16 protein-coding genes are annotated in these 17,533 nt (G+C 54.5%); 11 read left to right on the top strand and 5 right to left on the bottom strand.

What is annotated here, in order from left to right; translation table 11 throughout:
- Window positions 1–76: 76 nt before the first annotated feature.
- The gene (locus BMY09_RS04535; RefSeq protein WP_091354595.1) at window positions 77–1,825 is read right to left on the bottom strand and encodes a putative bifunctional diguanylate cyclase/phosphodiesterase; all 1,749 of its coding nucleotides are present in this window, start codon (window positions 1,823–1,825) and stop codon (window positions 77–79) included.
- A gap of 112 nt (window positions 1,826–1,937) precedes the next feature.
- Window positions 1,938–2,591 carry an isoprenoid biosynthesis glyoxalase ElbB gene (gene elbB / locus BMY09_RS04540; protein ID WP_217647393.1) on the bottom strand — a complete coding sequence of 218 codons (654 nt, stop codon included), beginning with the start codon at window positions 2,589–2,591 and terminating at the stop codon, window positions 1,938–1,940.
- 215 nt (window positions 2,592–2,806) lie between these two features.
- Between elbB and hemB the strand changes: the two genes are divergently transcribed.
- From hemB to BMY09_RS04570, 6 genes are all read left to right on the top strand, one after another.
- Entirely contained in the window at window positions 2,807–3,817 is a 1,011-nt protein-coding gene (gene hemB / locus BMY09_RS04545; protein WP_091354598.1) for a porphobilinogen synthase, read from the top strand.
- A 50-nt stretch (window positions 3,818–3,867) separates the two neighbouring features.
- Window positions 3,868–6,093: a polyphosphate kinase 1 gene (ppk1, locus tag BMY09_RS04550; RefSeq protein ID WP_245756500.1), complete on the top strand. Its 2,226-nt coding sequence runs from the start codon at window positions 3,868–3,870 to the stop codon at window positions 6,091–6,093.
- Between the two features lie 299 nt (window positions 6,094–6,392).
- Window positions 6,393–7,166 (top strand): ABC transporter ATP-binding protein, encoded by a 774-nt coding sequence (locus BMY09_RS04555; protein WP_091354602.1) that lies wholly within the window; start codon window positions 6,393–6,395, stop codon window positions 7,164–7,166.
- Between the two features lie 74 nt (window positions 7,167–7,240).
- Window positions 7,241–7,999, top strand: coding sequence for an ABC transporter substrate-binding protein (locus BMY09_RS04560; RefSeq protein WP_091354605.1), 759 nt, complete (start codon window positions 7,241–7,243; stop codon window positions 7,997–7,999).
- A gap of 68 nt (window positions 8,000–8,067) precedes the next feature.
- Entirely contained in the window at window positions 8,068–8,760 is a 693-nt protein-coding gene (locus BMY09_RS04565; RefSeq protein ID WP_091354608.1) for an ABC transporter permease, read from the top strand.
- Window positions 8,757–9,509, top strand: a complete 753-nt coding sequence (locus BMY09_RS04570; protein WP_091354609.1) for an ABC transporter permease — start codon at window positions 8,757–8,759, stop codon at window positions 9,507–9,509. The genes BMY09_RS04565 and BMY09_RS04570 overlap by 4 nt, the downstream gene beginning before the upstream one ends.
- Window positions 9,510–9,530: 21 nt before the next feature.
- Here the strand turns inward: BMY09_RS04570 and BMY09_RS04575 are convergent, their stop codons facing one another.
- The gene (locus BMY09_RS04575; RefSeq protein ID WP_091354612.1) at window positions 9,531–10,394 is read right to left on the bottom strand and encodes an SDR family oxidoreductase; all 864 of its coding nucleotides are present in this window, start codon (window positions 10,392–10,394) and stop codon (window positions 9,531–9,533) included.
- A 53-nt stretch (window positions 10,395–10,447) separates the two neighbouring features.
- Between BMY09_RS04575 and BMY09_RS04580 the strand changes: the two genes are divergently transcribed.
- The 4 genes from BMY09_RS04580 to BMY09_RS04595 are packed head-to-tail and all read left to right on the top strand — an operon-like array spanning window position 10,448 to window position 15,013.
- Window positions 10,448–11,356 (top strand): hydrogen peroxide-inducible genes activator, encoded by a 909-nt coding sequence (locus tag BMY09_RS04580; protein ID WP_091354614.1) that lies wholly within the window; start codon window positions 10,448–10,450, stop codon window positions 11,354–11,356.
- Window position 11,357: 1 nt separating this feature from the next.
- Window positions 11,358–13,439: an ATP-dependent DNA helicase RecG gene (recG, locus tag BMY09_RS04585; RefSeq protein WP_091354616.1), complete on the top strand. Its 2,082-nt coding sequence runs from the start codon at window positions 11,358–11,360 to the stop codon at window positions 13,437–13,439.
- Between the two features lie 60 nt (window positions 13,440–13,499).
- A complete protein-coding gene (locus BMY09_RS04590; protein ID WP_091354620.1) occupies window positions 13,500–14,468 on the top strand; it encodes a M14 family metallopeptidase in 969 nt (322 codons plus the stop codon).
- Window positions 14,469–14,500: 32 nt separating this feature from the next.
- Complete coding sequence (locus tag BMY09_RS04595; protein ID WP_091354622.1) at window positions 14,501–15,013, top strand: DUF501 domain-containing protein; 513 nt, start codon at window positions 14,501–14,503, stop codon at window positions 15,011–15,013.
- Window positions 15,014–15,067: 54 nt separating this feature from the next.
- Here BMY09_RS04595 and BMY09_RS04600 read toward each other — a convergent pair whose 3' ends face one another.
- Both BMY09_RS04600 and coaD read right to left on the bottom strand, forming a co-directional pair.
- Window positions 15,068–15,316 carry a YfhL family 4Fe-4S dicluster ferredoxin gene (locus BMY09_RS04600; protein ID WP_091354625.1) on the bottom strand — a complete coding sequence of 83 codons (249 nt, stop codon included), beginning with the start codon at window positions 15,314–15,316 and terminating at the stop codon, window positions 15,068–15,070.
- A 40-nt stretch (window positions 15,317–15,356) separates the two neighbouring features.
- On the bottom strand, window positions 15,357–15,836 hold the full coding sequence (gene coaD / locus BMY09_RS04605) for a pantetheine-phosphate adenylyltransferase (protein WP_091354627.1): 480 nt from the start codon (window positions 15,834–15,836) through the stop codon (window positions 15,357–15,359).
- A 186-nt stretch (window positions 15,837–16,022) separates the two neighbouring features.
- Between coaD and BMY09_RS04610 the strand changes: the two genes are divergently transcribed.
- Window positions 16,023–17,285 carry a M48 family metallopeptidase gene (locus tag BMY09_RS04610; protein ID WP_091354629.1) on the top strand — a complete coding sequence of 421 codons (1,263 nt, stop codon included), beginning with the start codon at window positions 16,023–16,025 and terminating at the stop codon, window positions 17,283–17,285.
- The last annotated feature ends 248 nt before the right edge of the window (window positions 17,286–17,533 follow it).

Consider the following 17,533-nt stretch of genomic DNA (forward strand, 5'->3'; position numbering starts at 1 on the left):
ATACAGGTCAATTCTGCCATCAAACGATCCACAAAACGGGTAGCAATCGTCACATTCCGAGCGTTGTGATGCGCTTCTAAAAAGGCAGTTTGGTTTTGCTGCGGGGCTTGAATTTAAGCGTCTGACGGGACTCCCTGAGTAGCTGTTGTTCCAGTTTATCTGTTAGCAGACTGATCGATAAGGGTTCTGAATAGAGATACCCCTGCGCGAAGTCACATCCCAGGCGCAGCAGCGACTGCTGTTGCTCTGCCTGCTCGACACCTTCTGATACGGTGAGCAGATTCATGGTGTCTGCGAGGGCAATTATTGCCTCGATGACCGGTTTAGAGTTGTCAAAATCACGGATGAAGCTACGGTCAATTTTAACGCCATCGATGGGCAGCCGGGCGAGATAGCTGAGGGAGGAGTAGCCGGTACCAAAGTCATCGATCCAGATGCTGTAGCCTGCGTCTTTCCACCGGAGCAGCAGCGGCAGGGTGTTATCGATATCTTTCATCAGGCTGGTTTCAGTGATCTCCAGGCAGATCCGGTGGTCGGGGGCGTCTACCCTGAGCAGGGCATCGTTGACCTGTTGTGCCAGTTCCGGTTTATTCAGAATGGCAGAGGAGATATTGATCGATAGTTTGGAGGGCTCCTTCTGGCTGGGAAGTTGTCTGAGTTCCGCGGCAACCGTTTCAATAATCCAGACGGTCAGTGCGCCAATCTGATCCGACTCTTCAATAATTGGGATAAAGGTTTCCGGTCCCAGGCGGCCCCGTTTGGGGTGATGCCAGCGCAGTAGTGCCTCCGCCCCGACCACCCGTTTTTTCTTCATATGGACGATCGGCTGATACTCAATATAGAGCTGGTTTTCAGCGATTGCAGTGCTGATGCCCTGCTGGATCATGACTCTCTCTTCTACCTGACGGTGCATGGCGGGAAGAAAGTAACGGGACCGGTTGCGTCCTGAGCGTTTGGCCTCATACATGGCAATGTCGGCGTGCTTTAACATCCGTTCGGCGCTGTTGGCATCATCGGGATAGAGCGTAATACCGATACTGCAGGAGAGTTTAAAATACCTGTCGCTGACCTGGAAGGGCTGCTGTATCGCCTCGATAATGTGGTGGCTGAGTTGACCCGCCTGCTCTACCTGCCCGATGTCGGGAAGCATGATGATAAACTGATCGCCGCCGGGACGTGACAGTAAGAGTTCTTCCGGAAAGGGTAACTGGCTGTGCCGGGTTTGTTGTTTTACCACCTGCAGCAGTCGTTGGGCGATCTCCCTCAGTATCTGGTCGCCATAGGCATGGCTGGAGGAATCATTGATCTGCTTAAAGTGGTCCAGATCGATGTATAGTAGTGCAATCCGACTCTCCTGCTGGCGTGCCCACAGGATCAGCTTGCTCAGTTCCTGATGCAGTCCGCGACGGTTAGACAGCCCGGTCAGAGGGTCACGGAACGCCATCAGCTCCAGTTTGGCATGGCTGTCGCTGAGATTCTCCTGCATCTCCTGCAGGGCTTGCCCGAGTTCGGCAAACTCATCATCAGAGTCCAGTAAAAAACTGACCGGTGAACCGTCGGTGCTGTAGCTGCGGGTTTTTTCTGTCAGTGTCTGCAAGGGGCGCAGCAGTCTGCCTGCCAGTATGCGGGACAGGATGAACACCGGCGGTAGCAGCACTAAAAAGGCAACGGCCAGCATCGCCAGGCGATTAAGTGGCAGATGATTGAGTTGGTTCAGATTGAGTTCGCCGATCAGGAAAGAACTGACCAGTAATATAATCAGCGTCAGGGCTGCAGAGATCGCTGTAATAATCAGGCTGATTCGCAGTGGTAGTGAGCGGGCCATCAGTTAAACCTTTGCGCCTCAGGCGGACTGAAATAACAGGCAAACTTCACTGATGGCATAGTACTACTCACTATCATGTTGTTTTAATTATTGAGCCTAATAATAACAGCGATCAGCAAAGTTGCAGCACCTTATCAACAAGTTTATTAATGCCGCTGGCCGCTTCACTGATACTGCCAGCTAACATATAAGCCGGAGTTGTTACAATCTTGCGGGTGTCATCAACTATTATGTGGCTGCAATCGCATTCCTGATGCTGACCGCCCATCTCCTCAATTGCTGCCGCGACCTCTTTGTCATTGCCTATGGTGCAGATCGCCCCCTTGCCAAATAGCAGAGGCGTCATCGTTGGCGCGATGCAGATCAGGCCAACCGGTTTACCCGCTGCATGAATCGCCTGAGTAAAGCTGATCACCCCGGGGGTGACTACGGCTGTAGCCCCGGCTACCGCGAAATTACTGAGATTTTTTGCCGCGCCAAAACCGCCGGGAATAATCAGTGCGTCGTAGTCAGCAGGGTTGGCATCCGCCAGGTCGATAATCTCTCCCCGCGCCAGTCGTGCCGCTTCGGTGAGCACATTACGCTGCTGCCCCGCCATCACCTCACCGCTGCGGTGATCGATGACATGCATCTGATCAATGTTGGGGGCCATACACTGATAGCGGGCACCACCCTGCTCCAGTGCCAGCAGTGTCAATACGGACTCATAAATTTCGGAACCATCGTAAACGCCGCATCCTGATAGAATGACTGCAACTTTTTTCATGATCGGTACTCCCTTAGTATGGTGACAGGGTTGTGACAACAGAAACGTGTCAATGACTGCAGATAAGAGTATTTAAAGCGACTGACCTTTGTCGCCCGCATTAAAAACCTCAGTGGCCAAGTATAGTGCTTTATCTGTAGTCGTCACCAAGTTGCTTCTGTCATAATAACGTAACTGTTTTCCGGTCAAATAGCCGCTTCTGGAGGAAGATTTCTGTGTCATTTACAAATAGTCAGCGTTTTTTCCCTGAAACCCGCATGCGTCGTATGCGGGCCGATGATTTTTCCCGTCGTCTGATGCGTGAAAACGTGCTGACGCCTGATGATCTGATCTACCCGGTGTTTGTTATTGAAGGAGAGAACCAGCGCGAAGCGGTGCCCTCAATGCCGGGTGTCGAGCGGATGAGTATTGATCTGCTGGTTAAAGAGGCCCGGGAGCTGGTGTCGCTGGGTGTGCCCGCCGTCGCCCTGTTTCCGGTGACGCCACTGGATGTAAAAACCGAGCTGGCGGAAGAAGCTTATAATCCCGATGGTCTGGCACAACGCGCCGTTAAGGCACTCAAAGATGCCTGTCCCGAGCTGGGTGTGATCACCGATGTGGCGCTGGATCCGTTCACCACTCATGGACAGGATGGCATTATTGATGCCAGTGGCTATGTTTTAAATGACCGTACGGTGGATACGCTGGTACGTCAGGCGTTGTCCCATGCGCAGGCGGGTGCAGATATTGTGGCACCCAGCGATATGATGGACGGCCGTATCGGCTCTATCCGTGAAGAGCTGGAAATGAACTCTTATGTAAATACTCGCATAATGGCCTATTCTGCCAAGTATGCAAGTGCTTACTATGGGCCATTCCGGGATGCGGTCGGTTCGGCGGGTAATCTGGGTAAAGGGAATAAATTTAACTACCAGATGGACCCTGCTAACAGTGATGAGGCGCTGCACGAGGTGGCGCTGGATCTGGCTGAGGGCGCCGATATGGTGATGGTCAAACCGGGTATGCCTTATCTGGATATTGTCCGTCGGGTGAAGCATGAATTGAAAGTGCCCACCTTCGTTTATCAGGTGAGTGGTGAATATGCCATGCACATGGCTGCATTCCAGAACGGCTGGCTGGATGAACGCAGTGTCATGATGGAATCGCTGACCTGTATTAAACGGGCCGGCTGTGATGGCATTCTGACCTATTTTGCCAAGCGGGCAGCGCAGTTACTGAATGAGTGATATCAGGCAGCTGCAGGGATAAGTATTAATAGTGGTTGATGGGGGCAGGAATGACAGAGCAGATAAACAAGCAGGCAGATGACGCAGCCACTGATCAGGCCGTATTGGAAGTCATAGAGGGGGCTGCTGAACAGGCGACGGAGCAGCGAGATCTCTCCAGTGAAGCCTCAATCGCCCTGGTTGAGAGCCGTGAAGCGATTGCGGTGACCGAGCCGGTTGAAGAGCTGCCGCTGGACCTGAAAGCCCCCGAACTGTATATCAACCGTGAACTGAGTCATCTGCAGTTTAATATCCGGGTGCTGGAGCAGGCGCTGGACGAAAGCCATCCGTTGATGGAACGACTGATGTTCCTGCTGATCTTTTCCAGTAACCTGGACGAGTTCTTCGAGATTCGGGTCGCCGAACTGATGGCGCAGTTAAAGTATGGGCGGGAATCGGTCGGCCCCGATGCGTTGCACCCACAGGTGGTGATGAACCGGATCGGTGAGATCTGTAATGCGCAGGTGGAGCGACAGTACAAGATACTCAATGAGACGATCTTTCCGCAGCTGGAAAATGAAAATATTCACTTTCAGCGCCGTCGTGACTGGACCAATGAGCAGAAAGAGTGGATCCGGGTGTTTTTTGAAGAGAAAGTTCAGCCGGTGGTCAGCCCTATCGGTCTCGACCCGTCTCACCCTTTCCCCCGTCTGGTTAACAAGAGCCTCAACTTTATTGTTGAGCTGGATGGTAAGGATGCATTTGGCCGGGAGAGCGGCCTGGCGATTATCCCTGCGCCGCGCTCTCTGCCGCGTCTGATCCGTCTGCCGGATAACCTCTGTGATGGCGGTGATAACCTCATCTTCCTCTCCTCGATCATCCATGAGTTTGCCGATGAGATGTTCCCGGGGATGAAAGTGGAGGGCTGTTATCAGTTCCGTATTACCCGTAATGCCGACCTCACCTTTGATTCTGAGGAGGTGGAGGATCTGGCCCGCACGTTACGGGGCGAACTACACTCCCGTAAATATGGTGCTGCCGTGCGTCTGGAGGTGGATAAGCGGACCCCTGAAAACCTGATCCGTTTTCTGTTGCGGGAGTTCAGTCTGGATGAAGCGCACACCTACCGGGTTGATGGCCCGGTTAACCTGACCCGGATGATGGCGCTACGCGATCTGGTTGATTGCAAGCATCTGTGCTGGAAGCCCTTTACCCCTGGAATGTCTGGCAGATATAAGCAGAAGAATATCTTTGATGTGCTGCGGCAGAAAGATCAGTTGCTGCATCATCCGTTCGAGTCATTCTCTCCGGTGGTTGATCTGCTGCGTCAGGCGGCTAAAGATCCCAAGGTGCTGGCAATTAAGCAGACACTTTATCGCACCGGTGTGAACTCCGATATTGTCGATGCACTGGTCGATGCCGCCCGCAGTGGTAAAGAGGTGACGGTGGTTATCGAACTGCGGGCCCGTTTCGATGAAGAGTCCAACCTGCAGCTGGCCAGCCGTCTGCAGGAAGCCGGGGCACTGGTGGTCTATGGTGTGGTGGACTTCAAAACCCACGCCAAGATGATGCTGGTGGTGCGTCGCGAAGAGGGCAAGCTGGTACGGTACGCGCATCTGGGCACCGGCAACTACCACTCCGGGACGGCGCGTCTTTATACCGATTACAGCTATATGACCAGTGATGCGGATGTTGGCGAGGATGTGCACAAGATCTTCCAGCAGCTTACCGGTATGGGCAAGATTCTGCGGCTGAAAAAGCTGCACAATGCGCCGTTCACCCTGCACTCACGCATGATTGAGATGATTGAGCGGGAAGCCAAACATGGTAAGCATGGGCATATCATCGTCAAAATCAATGGCCTCACCGAACCCCAGTTGATCCGGGCGCTTTATCAGGCCTCGCAGAAAGGGGTGAAGATTGAGCTGATTGTGCGCGGTATGTGCCGGCTGCGTCCCGGAATTGAGGGGATCTCCGAGAATATCTCCGTACGCTCTATCATCGGTCGCTTCCTGGAACATACCCGGGTTTACTACTTTGGCAATAAAGGTAAGCCTGATGTGCTCTGCTCCAGTGCCGACTGGATGGAGCGCAATATGCTTAACCGGGTTGAAACTGGCTTTCCGCTGACCGGAAAACTGGCGGAGCGGGTTAAGTCGGACCTGGATCTCTATCTGGCGGACAACAGCCGCAGCTGGATGTTGCACTCCGATGGTAGCTATACGCTCAATAAGCCCGAGGAGGGGGAAGAACTGGTCAGCGCTCAGGAAACCCTGCTGGGTCAGTTTGGCAGCTGACAGGCACTCTTCAGCGGCGCTATTTCTTTACTGTTTTTTTACCTCTCAGTCTCTCATCTTTGCTTACCTGCAGAGCCTCCGGTAACGGGGCTCTGTTGTTTCTCGTTCTATTTTTGTTTGCTTCCGTGTCTTTTTTGTGGACAATTGACTGATTCAATTAAGTTTCTGATAGGAAACATGCGTGATAGCGGCAGTGGATCCTGCTGACACTCCAGTCAATCCATTGACCCGTTGAGTGCTATCCTTCACGTTATTAACCGTTACCCACGGAACAATAAGAACCAGACGGAAGCCTGATCATGGCGAATGCCCCAACAGCCCTGGTGCTGAAAGATATCCATAAATCCTACGGCGACCTTGCGGTGCTGAAGGGGGTCTCCCTGACCGCTTATGATGGTGATGTTATCTCAATACTGGGCTCCAGTGGCTCGGGAAAAAGTACCCTGCTTCGCTGTATTAATCTGCTGGAAAACCCCAGTCAGGGTGAGATTACCGTGGGCGATGAAAGCCTCGCACTGAAACCCGCAAAAGATGGCAACCTGGTTGCTGCAAACCGCAAACAGCTGGAACGACTGCGTTCGCGCATCGGATTTGTGTTTCAGAACTTTAATCTCTGGCCCCATAAAACCATTCTGGAAAATATCATCGAAGCGCCGGTTCAGGTGCTGAAACAACCTAAGGCCGAGGCGATCACCCGGGCAGAGCAGTTGCTTGAGAAGGTTGGTCTGGCGGATAAGCGTAATGCCTACCCGGACAATCTCTCCGGCGGTCAGAAGCAGCGGGTGGCGATTGCCCGGACGCTGGCGATGGACCCACAGGTTCTGCTGTTCGATGAGCCAACTTCTGCGCTGGACCCGGAGCTGGTAAACGAGGTGTTAGCGGTGATGAAAGAGCTGGCAGAAGAGGGGCGTACCATGCTGATCGTGACCCATGAGATGCGTTTTGCCAAAGATGTATCCAGTCAGGTGATCTTTCTGCACCAGGGACAGATCGAAGAGATGGGCCCGCCGGATCAGGTGTTTAACCACCCGAAATCAAAGCGGGTACAGGAATTTATAGCCAGTCACAGCTAAGCTTTTGCTCGAAGACTGGTGTAAACAACGTAAGTTTTTGCTGAATTAATGCAATGAGTGAAGGGAAATAGATAATGAATATACCTAAAGCGTTTGCCACAGCCGCTCTGATTGCCGCCAGCCTGCTGACCGCTCAGCTGGCAACTGCCGGTGATAAGATCCGTATCGCCACAGAGGGGGCATACTCACCGTTTAATATGGTGGATTCCAATGGTGAGCTGATCGGCTTTGATGTCGACATTGCCAAAGCGCTCTGTGCACAGATGCAGGCTGACTGCGAGATTGTTGCGCAGGACTGGGACGGCATTATTCCGGGTCTGCGGGCACGTAAATATGATGCGATTATTGCATCGATGTCGATTACCGAGGAACGTATGCGGGTGGTCGATTTTTCTGAGAAGTACTACTCCAATGTTCTGGCGTTTGTGACTCCGCAGGGGAGTGATCTCGAGGTCACTAAAGAGGGCCTTAAAGGTAAAACGGTAGGGGCTCAGCGGGCCACCATTGCCGGCCAGTATCTGGAAGATAATCTCGGTGATGTGGTTAATGTGAAGCTCTATGACACCCAGGACAACGCCTATCTGGACCTGTCCACCGGACGTCTGGATGCCCTGCTGTCAGATAAGTTCCCCGCCTATGACTGGTTGCGTTCCGATGATGGTAAAGGTTTTGCCTTCAACGGGGATGATATCGATATCAATGATGAGATCGGTATCGCCGTGCGCAAGGGTGACCCACTGAAAGACAAGTTCAGCGCCGCGATTAAGGCGATTGTTGCCGACGGTACCTACGCCAAGATCAACGAGAAGTACTTCCCGTTTTCGATCTATTAATGGCCTGTCAGGCAACTGTTTCTGTAACCGGGGCCGGCGCTGACCGGCCCGTTTTTTAGGCGAACTTCATGGACTTGCAAGGCTTTGGCCATCTGCTGCTCTCCGGTACCTGGATCACCATCCAGCTGGCGCTGTCCAGCTTACTGGTAGGGCTGGTGCTGGGTTTGACGGGGGCGGCGGCTAAGCTGTCTAAAAACCGTATTGCCCGTTGGCTGGCCACCGGTTATACCACGCTGGTGCGGGGACTGCCGGAGCTATTGCTGGTATTAACGATCTATTTTGGTGGCTCCCAGCTGTTGATGTGGATCGCGGGTGGCTTTGGTTATACCGAATATATCGAGATAGGGCCATTTGTGGCCGGGGTTGCAGCGCTGTCGATCGCCTTTGGTGCCTATGCCACCGAGGTGTTCCGGATGGCGATGATGGAGATTCCCAAAGGCCAGTGGGAATCGGGTTTAGCCTGTGGCATGAGTACCCCTCGGACCTTTTTCCGGATTATCCTGCCGCAGGTCTGGCGTCTGGCGATCCCCGGACTGGGCAATCTGTTTCAGGTGCTGCTCAAGGATACCGCGCTGGTGTCAGTGGTGGGTCTGAACGATATCATGCGCCAGTCTCAGGTAGCTATCAGCTCCACCAAGGAACCGTTTACCTTCTTTATGGTCGCCGCGTTTATCTATCTGTTACTGACGGCCGCCACCACCGGATTTACCATGTTTATGGAGCGGCTTGCTAATCCGGCAGCCAGGGGGAACCGCGGATGACCTGGGAATGGGATGTTATCTGGAAATATTTTCCCCGCTTGCTGGAGGGTGCCTGGCTGACGATGGAGCTGGTGCTGATCTCCGGCCTGATCGGTATTGCTTTGGCGATACCGCTGTCATTAATGCGGGCATCAACGCGTCCCTGGGTTAAGGCGCTGCCGTTTGCCTATATCTATTTTTTCCGTGGTACACCACTGCTGGTGCAGATCTTTCTGGTGTATTACGGTGCCTCGCAGTTTGAAGCGGTGCGTGAGTCGGTTTTCTGGCCGATGCTCAGGCAACCCTACTGGTGTGCCATTATCGCCTTCAGCCTGAACACGGCTGCCTACAGTGCCGAGCTGTTTCGCAGCGCTATTCAGGCGATCCCTACCGGCGAGATAGAAGCCGCAGAAGCGATGGGGATGAGTAAAACGATCCAGATCCGACGGATCATCCTGCCCAGGGCCTTTGGTATCGCGCTGCCAGCCTATGGCAATGAGGTGATTCTGATGCTCAAGGGCAGTGCCCTGGCCAGCACCATCACCCTGCTTGATCTGACCGGCATGGCACGCACGATTATCGCCCGCACCTATACTCCGCTGGAGATGTTTCTCGCTGCCGGGGTGGTCTATCTGGCGATCAGTGCGCTGATTATTGCGCTGTTCCGCTTTATGGAGTATCGCTTTAACCGCTACCAGTACTATCACCACAGCGATACGCCTGCCGACCTCGACCCGCAGCTGCGGGACCCCCATATCGATCTGAAGTAACCTGAAGGCCGGTGCAGCGGGTCAGTTCAGAAAATCCGCGATCAGTTGTGGATAACCGGCCCGGTAGTCGGGGTATCTGAAGCGGTAGCCACTCTGTTGCAACAGGGTATTGCGGCAGCGTTTACTGCCAATAGTACGGCGTGCTGACCTCTCGGTGATAGTAACCCCCAGTTGTTGCGCCAGCCAGTCACTGACCTCATGTAGTGGTGCCGGCCGGTTATCGCTGGCCAGATAGACCGGCCTGAGCGGTTGTTGCCGGGATAGCTGCCAGAGGTGTTGCAGCACCCCGACGCAATCGTCCCGGTGGATCCGGTTGCTGTAGCGCGGGGGCTCTGCGGGGTAACCGATACCACGGCTGACCTGACTCAGCATGTAGTTGCGGCCGGGACCATAGATGCCGCTGAAACGAACAACCGATGCGGGAATGCCGCTGTTCAGGGCGACCTGTTCTGCTTCCAGCATAATTCTGCCGGAGAAATTATCCGGTTCGGTGGCGCTGTTCTCATCCACCCATTCATCATTCTGCTGATGGTAGACCGCAGTACTGGAGATAAAAAACAGCTGGCGGGGATGGATGCCCTGCTGCTGTAACGCCTCAAGCAGGTTGCGCAGACCGGTGCTGTATGCCTGGCGGTAGACCGATTCATCCCGCGCTCCGGCGGCCACCACATAGAAAACCGTGTCCAGCTGTTGCGGCAGGTTAATAAGCGTGTCAGGCTGACCCAGGTCAGCCGCAATTCCTTGGATACCCGGGGGCAGCTGGTTTATATTACGTCGCAGGCCAAATACCTGACACCCTGCGGTTATCAGGTTCAGCCCCAACTGGCTGCCCACATCACCGCAGCCGGCAATCAGGACCTGATGCCTGTTTAACTTATGCTTCAAAGTGCTTATCCTGTTTCAGGTTGAGTCGGTATCATAACAAAGGAAAGCCCCGCATGACTCTTACTGAGTTACGTTACATTGTTACCCTGGCGCAGGAACAACATTTCGGCCGCGCTGCCGAGCGCTGTTTTGTCAGCCAGCCAACCCTGAGTATCGCGGTTAAAAAGCTCGAGGATGAGCTGGGTACTGCACTGTTTGAACGCAGTAAACATGCGGTCCGGGTCACCCCGGTGGGGCAGAAAGTTGTGCGTCAGGCGCAGACCGTGCTGGAACAGGCTGAGTCGATCAAGGATCTGGCTCAGGAGGGTAAAGATCAGCTGGCCAGCCCGCTGCGGGTTGGCGCGATCTATACCATTGGCCCCTACCTGTTTCCCCAGTTGGTACCCGAGCTGCAGAAGCGGGCACCGAAAATGCCGCTCTACATCGAAGAGAATTTCACCGAAAATCTGCGCCCCAAGATTCGCAATGGCGAGCTGGACGCGATCATTGTGGCGCTGCCGTTCGATGAGCCGGATATCCTTACCCGGCCGCTCTACGATGAACCCTTTATGATGCTGCTGCCCAGGGACCATCCGCTGGCAGGAAAAGAGCAGATCGATAGTCAGACCCTGCATGAGCAGGACCTGCTACTGCTGGGCGAGGGCCACTGCTTCCGCGATCAGGTGCTGGAAGCCTGCCCGACCCTCTCCAGTCACGCCTCTGATAAGCATACCATTACTGAGGGCAGCTCACTTGAGACGATCCGCATGATGGTCGCCTCAGGCCTGGGCGCCAGTGTGGTCCCCAGATCGGCTACGGGTGGTTATTATCAGTCAGACATGGTGGTTACCAAGCCGTTTAAAGCTCCTCCTCCGGTGCGCACCGTGGGGCTTGCCTGGCGTGCCAGTTTCCCCCGCCCCCAGGCGATCGATCTGCTGATTGAGTCGCTTAACAGCTGTCCGGTTGCGGATCATCACAGCTGATATGAACGAGCGTTCCCTCGCGCAACTCCCGGTCACTGAGCTGAAAGGGGTCGGGGCTGCATTGCAGCAGAAGCTGGAAAAACTGGATATTTACACCCTCCAGGATCTGCTGTTCCATCTGCCCCTGCGTTATCAGGATCGTACCCGGATTATGCCGATCGGAGGTCTGCGTCCCGGTGACGAGGGAGTGATTGAAGGTGAGGTGAAAGCGGCTGATATCGCGATGGGGCGGCGCCGCAGTCTGGTGTGCCGTTTGCAGGATGGCAGTGGCACGATCACCCTGCGCTTTTTTCATTTTTCGGCGGCACAGAAAAATAATCTCAAAACCGGCACCCGGATCCGCTGCTTCGGCGAGGTACGCACCGGTGCCAGCGGTCTGGAGATCTATCACCCTGAATATCGGCGGGTAGATGACACCGTGATCACACCGGTTGAAGCGTCGCTGACACCGATCTATCCCACTACCGAAGGGCTCAATCAGGCCCGCCTGAGAACGCTGACCGATGGCGCACTGGAATATCTGGCGAACGGCTCGCTGACGGAACTGATTCCGGAACACCTGCGCCAGCAGTGGCGTCTGCCGCCGCTGAATGATGCGGTTAATTACCTGCACCGTCCGCCGGTGGATGCGGATCAGGCGCAGCTGCTTGACGGTTATCACCCGGCGCAGCGTCGGCTGGCCTTTGAGGAACTGCTGGCGCACCACCTGTCGCTGCTGAAACTGCGTCAGCGTGCACGCCAGTCAGGGGCGCCGACACTGGTGGCGGATGGCCGCTACCGCCAGCGCTTTGTGCAACAGTTACCGTTCCCGCTGACCGGCGCTCAGCAACGGGTCAGTGAAGAGATCGCCGCCGATCTGTCACAGCCCTACCCGATGCTGCGGCTGGTGCAGGGCGACGTCGGTTCCGGTAAAACCGTAGTCGCAGCCCTGGCCGCACTGCAGGCGGTGGAAGGGGGTTATCAGGCGGCGGTGATGGCGCCCACCGAGATTCTGGCGGAGCAGCACTTTATCAGCTTCAGCAGCTGGCTGGAGCCGCTAGGGCTTAACGTTGCCTGGCTGGCGGGTAAACTGAAAGGTAAAAAACGTCAGGCTCAGCTGGAGGTCATCGAGGATGGTTCGGCACAGGTGGTGGTGGGTACCCATGCGCTGTTTCAGGATGAGGTCAGGTTTGCCAACCTCGGTCTGGTGGTGGTTGACGAGCAGCATCGCTTCGGAGTGCATCAGCGACTGGCATTGCGGGAGAAGGGGCGCACCGATCATCGTGCTCCCCATCAGTTGATTATGACCGCTACGCCGATCCCCCGTACCCTGACTATGAGTGCGTATGCTGATCTGGACTGCTCTGTCATCGACGAACTGCCGCCGGGACGCACGCCGGTCAGCACGGTAGTGATCTCTGATCAGCGCCGTCCCGAAGTGGTGCAAAGGGTTAGCGATGCCTGTGGTCAGGGGCGGCAGGTTTACTGGGTCTGCACCCTGATTGAAGAGTCTGAAGCGTTGCAGTGTCAGGCGGCTGAGGTGACCGCAGAGGAGCTGCGCGAGGCGTTGCCGGAGCTGCGTATAGGTCTGATTCACGGGCGCATGAAACCTGCTGAAAAAGCCGGAATTATGGCCAGTTATAAAGCGGCTGAGCTGGATCTGCTGGTGGCGACAACGGTAATTGAGGTGGGGGTGGATGTGCCCAACGCCTCGGTGATGATTATTGAAAACCCGGAACGGCTGGGGCTGGCGCAGTTGCATCAGTTGCGGGGACGTGTGGGGCGGGGATCGGTCGAGAGTTTTTGTCTGCTGATGTATCATGCTCCTTTGTCGCAACAGGGGCGTGAACGGCTGGCGGTGATGCGCGAAACCACCGATGGTTTCCGGATTGCCGAAAAAGACCTCGAGCTGAGAGGCCCGGGCGAGGTGCTGGGCACCCGTCAGACCGGTATGATGTCGTTTAAGGTTGCCGACCTGCAGCGGGATGCGGATCTGCTGACCCGGGTGAAACAGGTTGCCGGTCAGCTTGCCGCTGACCCGCAACTCAGCGATGCCATTATTCAGCGCTGGCTGGGGCGTGATGAGCAATACGCGGCAGTATAACCCCGGTTCCCCCGATATTGACTGACAAACCCCGTTAACACTTTATTGAAAGAGTTCTATATGTCTGTTCCACCTTGCCGGTTCTCGATCGCGGCATCAGATGCGCCTGTTGAGTTGTTACCCCGGGATCTGAGTCCCTGGCAACAGGGTAACTGCGGCGTTGATTACGTACACCGACTGGATTCCGGGCAGCCAGGGCCGGAACTGGTGATTCAGGCGCTCACCCATGGTAATGAGATCTGTGGTGCCAATGCCCTGCTGTGGCTGCTGGAAAACGGTATCCGGCCCCTCAGAGGGGCGCTGACGCTGATTTTTGCCAATGTTGACGCTTACAAAACATTCGATCCTCAGCGTCCGTTTGCCAGCCGCTGTCTCGATGAGGATATGAACCGGGTCTGGCTGCCTGCCCGGCTGACCTGTCCCGATAGTCATGAAGCCCGTCGTGCGGTTGCGCTACTACCTTTTGTGGAAAATGCCGACAGCCTGCTGGATCTGCACTCCACCACCTTTGCTGTCGCGCCGATGCTGATCTATCCACAAAAAGGCTGCAACCGCAGCTTTGCCGACCGGCTTGATTTTCCTTTTCCGCATCTGCTCTATGATCTGGGCAGCTATCATGCCGGGATTCTGATCTCAGAACATGAGCGTCATAGCTCGGGTGGCGTATCGCTGGTGGCGGAGTGTGGTCAGCACTTTGCCAGATCAACCAGTCAGCAGGCACTGGCGATAACCCTGCGTTTCATCGCCCTGCATGGCATGCTGGACGGATCCGTTCAGTTGCCGGACTGGGGATATCAGCCCGATAGCAGCGCAGGGCATTACCGTATTGACCGGGTGTTGCAAGCAAACAGTGACCAGTTTCGCTTTGCTGAGCCTGTTAAAGGTTTCGAGCAATACAGTAAAGGCGAACTGATCGCGACCGATGATCAGGAACTGATTGCCGCGCCATTCGATAACTGCACCCTGATCATGCCCGCCAGGGTGCCGGTGGCCGGTGAAGAGGTGGTTACCCTTGCTGAACGCTTATAACATTCTGAGCAGAACCTGGACCAGGAGCATCAATGGCCGTATCTGAACAACAACTTGAGCTGATCGAACGGCAGTTGGGGCGTAAACCCCGTGGGCTGGTGGCGATCGCCTGGCAAAACCAACAGGGAATCCCCGCAGTATTACAGATGCGCTCTCTGGTGGATGATCAGCCTTTTCCCACACTGTACTGGTTGAGCTCGAAAGATCTCTATCAGGCGATTGCTGAGATTGAAACCGGTGGCGAGGTGAAGCGGATCGAACAGCAGATCGAAACCGATGATGAGCTGCGCTGTGCGCATCTGGCCGATCAGCAGCGCTATGTGGATCTGCGCTGGCAGCTGATGGCAGAGGAGGACCGGCAACGTATAGCCACACTGGGATTCAGCGATCTGTTCGACCATTACGGCATCGGCGGAATTCGCCACTGGGAGAAAGTGCGCTGTCTGCATATGCAGTATGCCTTCCATCTGGCCGCGGGGGGCACGGCAATAGGCCGGTTACTGGATAACCGCTATGGTCTGGATAAACTGCAACTGACGCAGTAGATTCAGGCAATAAAAAAGCAGGCCAGGGCCTGCTTTTCTGAACTATGTAAGCGCTTACTTACCGGTCAGCTTCTGGTATTTCTCCATCAGCTGCTCTTCACTCTCAACATGGTCCGGATCCTTAGGGATACAGTCTACCGGACACACTTCAACACACTGAGGCGTGTCATAATGACCAACACACTCTGTGCATTTTGAAGGGTTGATCTCATAGATCTCATCACCGGGAGCAATCGCCTCGTTAGGGCATTCCGGCTCACATACGTCACAGTTAATGCATTCATCTGTGATAATTAATGCCATTGTGGCTACCTCACTGACTCGTAATTACAATTACTAAAAATTAGCGTCTGAAATGATCTTTCAGTACCTGATTGACTGAAGGATGCACAAATTGTTCTACATCACCGCCCAGACTCGCAATTTCACGTATCAGAGTCGATGAAATAAAGGACAGATGTTCTGCTGGCGTCAGAAAGATGCTCTCAGTCTTCGGTGCCAGCTTGCGGTTCATGTTGGCGAGCTGAAACTCATACTCAAAGTCAGACACAGCACGCAAGCCACGCAGGATAATATTAGCCTGATGCCGTTTAACCAGCTCCGCCAGCAAACAATCAAAGCCAACAACTTCGATATTATCCAGATGCGATGTTACCGTTTCTACCAGTCTGACCCGTTCTTCCAGCCGCAGCAAGGGTTCTTTATTGGGGCTGGATGCTATGGCAACAACGACCTTATCGAACAGCTTTGAAGCGCGTTCAACCAGATCAGCGTGGCCATTCGTTATAGGGTCAAAAGTACCCGGGTATACTGCAATGTTCATTATGAGTTCACGTTACTCTGCTTGAATGAATATTAGCAAATCCGCAAGTGCGCGATATTAGCTGAATTGCAAGGCTATCACAAATACAATAATGGAATGTATTGATCTTTGGTGGTTATAAGAAGAATTTTTTTAATAATGTTATAGAATATCGCTATTGAGAATGGATGAAACAAAGGTGAGCGGATGAAAATAAATCAACACCTGGCCCAACTGCTGATTGCAGTCTGTGTGGCTCTGCTGAGTGGTTGTCAGACCCTGCAAAATATCGATAAAGGCCTCTACGATGTCGCTGAATCGATCACGGAAACCGACCGGGTTACCGGACAGCGAACCCTCAGTACGGCGGACCGCAGTGCACAGATACGTCAGGGGAATGCAGCGGTTGAACAGTTGCTGGCCGATGAAAAAAAGGCGGGGCGCAGGATAAACGCGGCGCTGGACAGCCGGCAGTATCAGCGACTGGTGCGTATTTTTGACCGCATCCATCAGGTGAGTCATCTGAGTCAGGAGCGCTGGCAGCCGATACTGATCGATCGGGATTCATTTAATGCTTTCACCACCGGGGGAACCTATATTGTGGTTCACCGTGGACTGATGCAGCAGCTTAATGATGATGAAGTGGCAGCGGTTGTTGGCCATGAGATCGCGCATACCGTCGCCAACCACGCCGGTGAACGGCAAACGACGCAGCAGATCAGCACCCTGGCATCCAGCGCCGCCCGAAAGCAGGGATATCAGGCTGCCTATACGCACGAGCTGGAACGGGAAGCGGACCGTATCGGTGTGCTTTATGCGGCACTGGCCGGTTTTGACCCCTATGCTGCCACCGGCATCTGGCAACGACAGTATCAGCAGCAGGGAAACGCCCGCAGCCTGTTTGCCCATGACCACCCGGTGAATGCTGAGCGCGCTGCCGAAACCCGGGCCCTGGCCGACCGGGTGAAACAGTACTACCAGCCCGGCAGAATAAACCCCAACGCGGCACAACTGCGCGACAACAACAGCCTGTGGCAGAAACACCAGAATCGCGATCAGGAACTGGCTGGCGAAGGCGGCGGTGTTACCGCGATTCTGTCCACCGCCCTGGGCGCGTATGTGGATCATCAACAGGCGAAGCGGGAGGCTGTGAGGCAGTCTCAGTATGCCCAGTTTGTCAAAGCGGTGGAAAGCTATATGAAACTGGAACAGCAGCGCCGTGCGACGGATAAAAGCTGGACCACCCGCTGGCGCTATTCCGGCAACCTGCCGCTGAAAGGGGTCATCATGGGCTTTCTCGCTCAGGACAGCACGGGCAAAATCCACCGCTATGTTGCCCATCAGCCCGGCATCGTCCGCCCGGGCCAGCGTTTCACCCTGACCTTCAAAACCAACGACGGCCTTACGCTGAAGCAGATAGAAGCGATGAAAGCCCGGTATTATGTCGATGACGCAATGCCGGCGAGGTAAAGCTTTTTTAAGTGGCTAGTGGTTAGAACGTCGCTTCGCGACTGCTAGTGGCTAGTCAGAGCCTCCGTTAGCGCGGAGGCTGTGGTTTAATGTTTCATTTGAATGAAGTGTATGGAAGGTCCAAGCCTACTCTGTAGGTACGAGCAATAGGAGTTTGCTTGTGATTTGGCTGTCTGCATATACAGTATTATGTGGATTTATACTAGTTTTGGTGCTAGATTGCTTCACCGTTGTTAAGCTATAACAGT

Source organism: Amphritea atlantica (assembly GCF_900111095.1).
Classification (GTDB): Bacteria; Pseudomonadota; Gammaproteobacteria; order Pseudomonadales; family Balneatricaceae; genus Amphritea; species Amphritea atlantica.